This is a genomic window from Enterobacter sp. (genome assembly GCF_977039595.1).
In genome coordinates this window covers 1-6,470 of the sequence record NZ_CDRQYH010000118.1, presented here as the reverse complement: position 1 = coordinate 6,470, position 6,470 = coordinate 1, and the positions used below count along the sequence as shown (strand labels likewise).

Annotated in this window: 6 protein-coding genes and 1 pseudogene; 3 read left to right on the top strand and 4 right to left on the bottom strand. The window is 52.5% G+C overall.

Annotated features, from left to right (window positions below; translation table 11 throughout):
* The first annotated feature begins 176 nt into the window (after positions 1 to 176).
* From ACWYRJ_RS20270 to ttcA, 3 genes and pseudogenes are all read left to right on the top strand, one after another.
* Positions 177 to 587 (top strand): ASCH domain-containing protein, encoded by a 411-nt coding sequence (locus tag ACWYRJ_RS20270; protein ID WP_455508509.1) that lies wholly within the window; start codon positions 177 to 179, stop codon positions 585 to 587.
* Positions 588 to 674: 87 nt separating this feature from the next.
* Positions 675 to 825: pseudogene (locus tag ACWYRJ_RS20265) on the top strand (site-specific integrase); the annotation flags it as partial.
* Between the two features lie 35 nt (positions 826 to 860).
* The gene (gene ttcA, locus ACWYRJ_RS20260) at positions 861 to 1,796 is read left to right on the top strand and encodes a tRNA 2-thiocytidine(32) synthetase TtcA (protein ID WP_249576967.1); all 936 of its coding nucleotides are present in this window, start codon (positions 861 to 863) and stop codon (positions 1,794 to 1,796) included.
* A 42-nt stretch (positions 1,797 to 1,838) separates the two neighbouring features.
* Here ttcA and dbpA read toward each other — a convergent pair whose 3' ends face one another.
* The 4 genes from dbpA to ACWYRJ_RS20240 form a co-directional block, all read right to left on the bottom strand.
* Entirely contained in the window at positions 1,839 to 3,212 is a 1,374-nt protein-coding gene (gene dbpA, locus ACWYRJ_RS20255) for an ATP-dependent RNA helicase DbpA (RefSeq protein WP_455508508.1), read from the bottom strand.
* A 27-nt stretch (positions 3,213 to 3,239) separates the two neighbouring features.
* Positions 3,240 to 3,422 (bottom strand): proline-rich small protein YnaL, encoded by a 183-nt coding sequence (gene ynaL / locus ACWYRJ_RS20250; protein WP_115875320.1) that lies wholly within the window; start codon positions 3,420 to 3,422, stop codon positions 3,240 to 3,242.
* 273 nt (positions 3,423 to 3,695) lie between these two features.
* A complete protein-coding gene (zntB, locus tag ACWYRJ_RS20245) occupies positions 3,696 to 4,679 on the bottom strand; it encodes a zinc transporter ZntB (RefSeq protein ID WP_111965070.1) in 984 nt (327 codons plus the stop codon).
* Between the two features lie 154 nt (positions 4,680 to 4,833).
* Entirely contained in the window at positions 4,834 to 5,976 is a 1,143-nt protein-coding gene (locus ACWYRJ_RS20240; RefSeq protein ID WP_455508507.1) for a methyl-accepting chemotaxis protein, read from the bottom strand.
* Positions 5,977 to 6,470: the final 494 nt, after the last annotated feature.

The window sequence follows — 6,470 nt, the reverse complement described above, 5'->3', positions numbered from 1 at the left end:
ATGGCCCTGGTACGAGCGCTGAACAAAATGACGAAAGCAGGTATGCCTGAAAGCGTGCGTATTGCCTGAAAACACAACCCGCTACGGGGGAGACTTACCCGAAATCTGATTTATTCAACAAAGCCGCTAAAAACGCTACTTCGTTTCTTTTGGTCAAGTGTTAAGAAGGAATTTAAATGGTTAAGGTTGAGGAATTAAAAACGAAGTACCCAGGCGCAGCGGCCTGGCAAATGGGTGACAGCCCGGAACTGGCAAGCAAGCTTGCGGACCTGATTAAAAAAGGAATCAAAACGGCCACCTGCGGATCTTTTGCCTCGTACTCGCAGGATGTGTCTGCACCGCGGGTGGGGAGCTACAACATAATCCTTGATGGACAAAACGTCCCGGTCTGTGTGATCAGGCTGGTTTCACTGCGGCTGGTGCGTTTTTGCGATGTTACTGAAGAATTCGCTCGCAAAGAGGGTGAAGGTGATTTAAGCCTTGAATACTGGCAGAAAGAGCATCAGCGATTTTTCGTCCGCGAAGGCCATTTTTCTGAAGATATGGAACTGATCGCAGAAGAATTTGAATTGGTTGAGGTGCTGTAAGCGGAGATTAAGTGGCCAGGATGGTACCTTCGCTGAATTCGTTCCGGTAAAAGACAACGTAAGTTCTCGCCGCGCTGGCCCTCATGGGAGCATCAAAATCTGCGATTTGTTTTTATGCCCAGAATGCGCAGGGGCACACAGAAAGCCTGCTACGCTTTTTGCGTATCGGCTCCGGATTTAATGAGCTGTAAAACGTGCTGGTATTCGTCGCCGGAATCCGTACCATACGCGGCATACAATGTTTGCCCCTGCTGGCTCCGAAGGTAGTACTCAATGCAAGAGAATCAAGAGATTAACAAAAAAGAGCAATACAACCTCAACAAACTGCAAAAGCGACTGCGCCGTAACGTGGGCGAAGCCATTGCAGACTTCAACATGATTGAAGAAGGCGACCGCATCATGGTTTGCCTGTCAGGGGGTAAAGACAGCTATACCATGCTGGAGATCCTGCGTAATCTCCAGCAAAGTGCGCCAGTGAATTTTTCCCTGGTGGCGGTCAACCTTGACCAGAAACAGCCGGGTTTCCCGGAGCACATTCTGCCGGAATACCTCGAAAAGCTGGGCGTTGAGTACAAAATCGTCGAAGAGAATACCTACGGCATTGTGAAAGAGAAAATCCCGGAGGGGAAAACCACCTGCTCACTCTGCTCTCGCCTGCGCCGCGGCATTCTGTATCGTACCGCGACGGAGCTGGGCGCGACCAAAATTGCGCTGGGCCATCACCGCGACGATATCCTGCAAACGCTGTTCCTGAACATGTTCTACGGCGGCAAGATGAAAGGCATGCCGCCTAAGCTGATGAGCGATGACGGCAAGCACATTGTGATCCGCCCTCTCGCCTACTGCCGCGAAAAAGACATTGAGCGTTTTTCTCAGGCGAAAGCGTTCCCGATAATTCCATGTAACCTGTGCGGCTCTCAGCCGAACCTGCAGCGTCAGGTAATTGGCGACATGCTGCGCGACTGGGATAAGCGTTATCCGGGTCGTATCGAAACCATGTTCAGCGCGATGCAGAATGTCGTCCCTTCCCATCTCGCGGATGTGGAGCTGTTCGATTTTAAAGGCATCAACCACGAGTCAGAAGTTGTGAACGGCGGGGACCTGGCGTTCGATCGGGAAGATATTCCCATGCAGCCAGCGGGCTGGCAGCCGGAAGAAGATGACAATCAGTTTGAAGAGCTACGTCTGAACGTGCTTGAAGTGAAGTAAACGATTAGCGTCTCAGAAAAACCGTCTGAGACGCTTCATTCTTTATTTCAGCAGACGTACGCGACAGGTTTTACCCTTAATTTTCCCGTTTTGCAGCTGCTTCCATGCCTTATGGGCAACCTTCTGGCGAACCGCTACGTAGACATGCGCCGGATGGACCGCAATCTTACCGATATCCGCCCCGTCCAGCCCCACATCCCCTGTCAGCGCGCCTAATACGTCACCTGGACGCATCTTGGCTTTTTTACCGCCATCAATGCACAGGGTCGCCATTTCGGCTTCGAGCGGCACCAGGCTGACGCCGGCTGGGGGATTCATCCAGTTCAGCTTAATCTGCAGCATCTCAGAGAGAATATTGGCGCGCTGTGCCTCTTCAGGTGCGCAGAAGCTGATGGCCAGGCCGCTGTTTCCCGCGCGCGCGGTACGGCCAATACGGTGCACGTGAACTTCAGGATCCCATGCCAGCTCAAAGTTCACCACCAGCTCAAGCGATTTGATATCCAGACCGCGTGCAGCGACGTCGGTTGCGACAAGAACGCGGGCACTGCCGTTAGCGAAACGAACCAGCGTCTGATCGCGATCGCGCTGTTCCAGATCGCCATGCAGCGACAATGCGCTCTGACCGGCGGCATTCAGAGCATCACAAACCGACTGACAGTCTTTTTTGGTATTACAGAACACCACGCAGGATGCAGGCTGATGCTGGCTCAGCAATTTCTGCAGGAGCGGGATTTTACCCTGCTGAGAGGTTTCAAAGAACTGCTGCTCGATGGCGGGCAGCGCATCGACGCTGTCGATTTCAATGGTGAGTGGATTTTTCTGCACGCGACCACTGATGGCGGCGATAGCCTCGGGCCAGGTCGCAGAGAACAGCAGCGTCTGACGATCGGACGGTGCGAAACGGATCACCTCGTCAATCGCATCGCTGAAGCCCATATCCAGCATCCGATCGGCCTCATCCATGACCAGCGTTTGTAACGCATCCAGCGAGACGGTGCCTTTTTGCAGGTGATCCAGCAGGCGGCCGGGCGTGGCGACAATAATGTGCGGCGCATGCTGGAGTGAATCACGCTGGGCGCCGAACGGCTGTCCGCCACAGAGGGTTAAAATCTTGGTGTTGGGCAGGAAACGCGCCAGGCGACGCAGTTCACCCGCGACCTGGTCTGCCAGTTCGCGGGTCGGGCACAGCACCAGAGACTGGGTCTGAAAAAGCGCCGCATCGATATGCTGCAACAGGCCAAGGCCAAATGCCGCCGTTTTCCCGCTGCCCGTTTTCGCCTGTACGCGCACGTCACGGCCCTCGAGGATGGCGGGCAACGCGGCCGCCTGAACAGGCGTCATCGTGAGGTATCCCAACTCGTTGAGGTTAGCGAGTTGGGCGTCGGGCAGAACATTCAGGGTAGAAAAAGCGGTCACAATTGTCTCTCGTGGTGATCTTAGCGGTCAGATGGCGCGTATCCTCGCAGATCTCGCGGTCCGATGCGACAATTTAATCGGTTCTTCATCGGGCGGCGGGTCGGGCATCGGCTGCGGACGCGGTATGGGATCGGGCATGGGCACCGGATCGGTGGGGATGGGATCGGATTGACGTGAATGTTGCAGTAGCAGAGCGTAAAGGATGCTCATCATTCCCTCCAGAATTGGCTGTCATCCCTTTTAGGGTAGACGCTGAGAATCAGGAGGCAAAAAAAAGCCGACTATGAAGTCGGCGTCGTACGAATCAATTGTGCTATGCAGTAATTCAAAAAAGGAAGTAAGACAATATGGAGCGCAACGCCCATCGCTTGACGTTGCATTCACCTGCGGGAGTAATATTGCACCTTACGGGTTAGATGTTTATTGACTTCGCTCAATTAAAAGAGCGTTTTAATCCCGGAAAAAGAGGAAAAAAGCGTAAATTTACAGCCATTTACTACGATGCAACCACCATGCAACACCCCCAATCAAAACAACTAACATCACGCAAAAGGCCGTAAAGCCGTAGCGATAAGCGCCCCCCGGAATACCGCCCAGGTTGACGCCAAACAACCCGGTCAGAAACGTGCTCGGTAAAAACACCATCGCCATCAGGGACATCGTATAGGTTCTTCTCGCCAGCGATTCCTGCATCACCTGCGCGATTTCGTCCGCCATCACCGCCGTTCTGGCAATACAGGAATCTATTTCATCCAGCCCGCGGCCCAGCCTGTCGGCAATATCCTGCATTCTGCGTCGCTGATCGTCATTCATCCAGGCGAGCCTTTCGCTGGCAAGACGCGCATAAACGTCGCGCTGCGGCGTCATATAGCGGCGCATCACAATCAGCTGCTTACGCAGCAAGGCCAGAAAACCGCGCGGCGGGATCTGCTGATCGAGAAGGTTATCTTCCAGGTCGATGATTTTGTCGTGCAGCTCTTCGATGAACTCACTCGCGTGATCGGTAAGCGCGTCGCACACGTCCACCAGCCAGCTGCCGCAGTCGGTTGGCCCGGTGCCCTCTTTCAGATCGTTGACGATGTCATCCAGCGCCAGAACTTTTCGCTGCCGGGTAGACACAATGAGCCCATCGTCCATGTAGACACGCATCGCAACCAGCTGATCCGGGCGTTCATCCGTGCTGCCGTTAATGCAGCGTAGGGTGATCAGCGTCCCGTCACCCATTCGGCTCACGCGGGGCCGCAGGCTTTCACCCGCCAGCGCATCGCGCACGTTATTAGGCAAGAGCGGAGTCGAGGCCAGCCAGTCAGCGCTGTCCGTGTGGGTGTAGTTCAAATGTAACCAGCAGGGATGCGCGCTATCGATCGCATCATTATCTTCCAGCGGTCGCGCACCGCCGCGACCATCCAGCACCCACGCAAAAACTGCGTCAGGAACGTTAAGTTCAGATCCTTTAATGCTTTCCACAGCGCCTCCGCCTTTTTAGCTCTTTCGGTGTCAGTCTAGCCTCCATCAGGGCTTAATCAACAACTATGTTTTCCATCGCGCTGAAATCGCTCAGGAAATGAACATGCTGGCAAGAGGCAAAAAAAAGCCTGGCACGCCAGGCTTTGAGGTTTAATCAGAGAGAGTGTTCTGGCCGGTGGAGGAAGGATGGCGAGCCGCCAGGTAATGAGGAAGAAGTGCTCTGGTCAAGTCTGAAATTGCGCGTTCTGGCCTGCAGCTCAATCACCTGATTACGCAGTACATCAGAGGAGCTGTTGAGTTCCTCTGCCATTGCCACATTACTTTGCGTGACCCGCTCCAGCTCAGCTAGCGCCAGCGTGATCTGAGAAATACCTTTCTCCTGCTCAGACGTCGACGCGGAAATTTCGTCCATTAAGCGGCTGACATTCCCCGAACCCGTTACGATTTCATGCATATTTTTCTCTGCCTGTGACACAACGCTGGCTCCCTGCGTGACGTTACTGCTGGTGACTTCAATCAGCGTTTTGATATTCTTCGCGGCCTCTGCGCTGCGGTGTGCCAGGTTTCTTACCTCTTCCGCGACCACAGAAAAACCCTTGCCATGATCGCCCGCCCTTGCCGCCTCAACGGCCGCGTTGAGCGCGAGAATATTCGTCTGGAACGCAATGCCGTCAATGAGCGAAATAATCTCCGTCATCTGCTGCGCACATTCGGTAATGGACTGCATATTGCTGGCGACCTGTCCCATCAGCTCACCGCCTTTGCGCGCCTGCAGCGTCGCCACATTTGCCTGCTCGCTCGCCAGACGCGTGTTATCGGCATTGTTTTTGGTGCTCGCGGCCATTTGCTCCATGCTGGCTGCGGTTTGCACTAATGATGCAGACTGCTGCTCGGTTTTCACCGAAAGCTGAGCGCTACGTTGCGAGAGTTGATCCGATAAGGTCATGGCGGTTTGCGATGACGCCCTGATCTCACGTACAAGCGTCGCAATATTACCGGAAAGACTATTGATCCCGGGGATGAGTCGGCCCGCACAGTTATTGCCAAATTCAGGGATAGATACACCAAGGTTGCCTGCTGTCACCTCTTCAATACTTTTCTTCACCGTATTGATCGGCGTCACAAGATACTTCGTCATGTAGACCCAGAGCAAAAATAGTGCAACGAAATTGATGGCATTAAGCGAAATAAAGAGAGAGGGATTGCTGGAAAATAGAACAACGACACCTGCACTTACCAAAAAAAGAGATAAAAGGAACCCGATAATAAAGGTCCTGACACTAATATTTTTTAGCATGATAATACCCACGTTTTATATTTAAGTCGGCACTTAGACTTATAGCATTGGCCCAGAAGTTTTTCATCGCAAACAACGCTTGTTTTTTGTTTCGCCGTTAGCATCCTGAGATTTACCTTAAGTCAGATTAAAAGAGCGTATTAGTAAAAATGTTCTACTCAGCATGCTGCAATACTGGTTTCCAGCCATGTTAAGCGATAGTATCGCCCGCGGTGAGACGATACGATCGCACTCATATTTAAGGAGCTTTGCTACTGTTATTCGTTCTTGTTTAGCAATGCTTAATACATTAACAAAAAGAATATATTTTATATTCTTGATGAGTTTTAGAGTATTAATATGACTGGTCATTATTCACGATAAATAACTAATATGGTTTGAATGCGCATGTTCGTTGCCCGATAAAGATGTATCCGGCAGGGCTTTGTTGAATAAATCGAACTTTTGCTGAGTTGAAGGATCAGATCACGTATCTTCCCGACAACGCAGACCGT

Excerpts from the sequence above, each read along its gene's own strand:
- ttcA (WP_249576967.1), top strand. The coding sequence starts at position 861 with ATGCAAGAGAATCAAGAGATTAACAAAAAAGAGCAATACAACCTCAAC.
- ynaL (WP_115875320.1), bottom strand. The coding sequence starts at position 3,422 with ATGAGCATCCTTTACGCTCTGCTACTGCAACATTCACGTCAATCCGAT.
- ACWYRJ_RS20240 (WP_455508507.1), bottom strand. The coding sequence starts at position 5,976 with ATGCTAAAAAATATTAGTGTCAGGACCTTTATTATCGGGTTCCTTTTA.
- ACWYRJ_RS20270 (WP_455508509.1), top strand. The coding sequence starts at position 177 with ATGGTTAAGGTTGAGGAATTAAAAACGAAGTACCCAGGCGCAGCGGCC.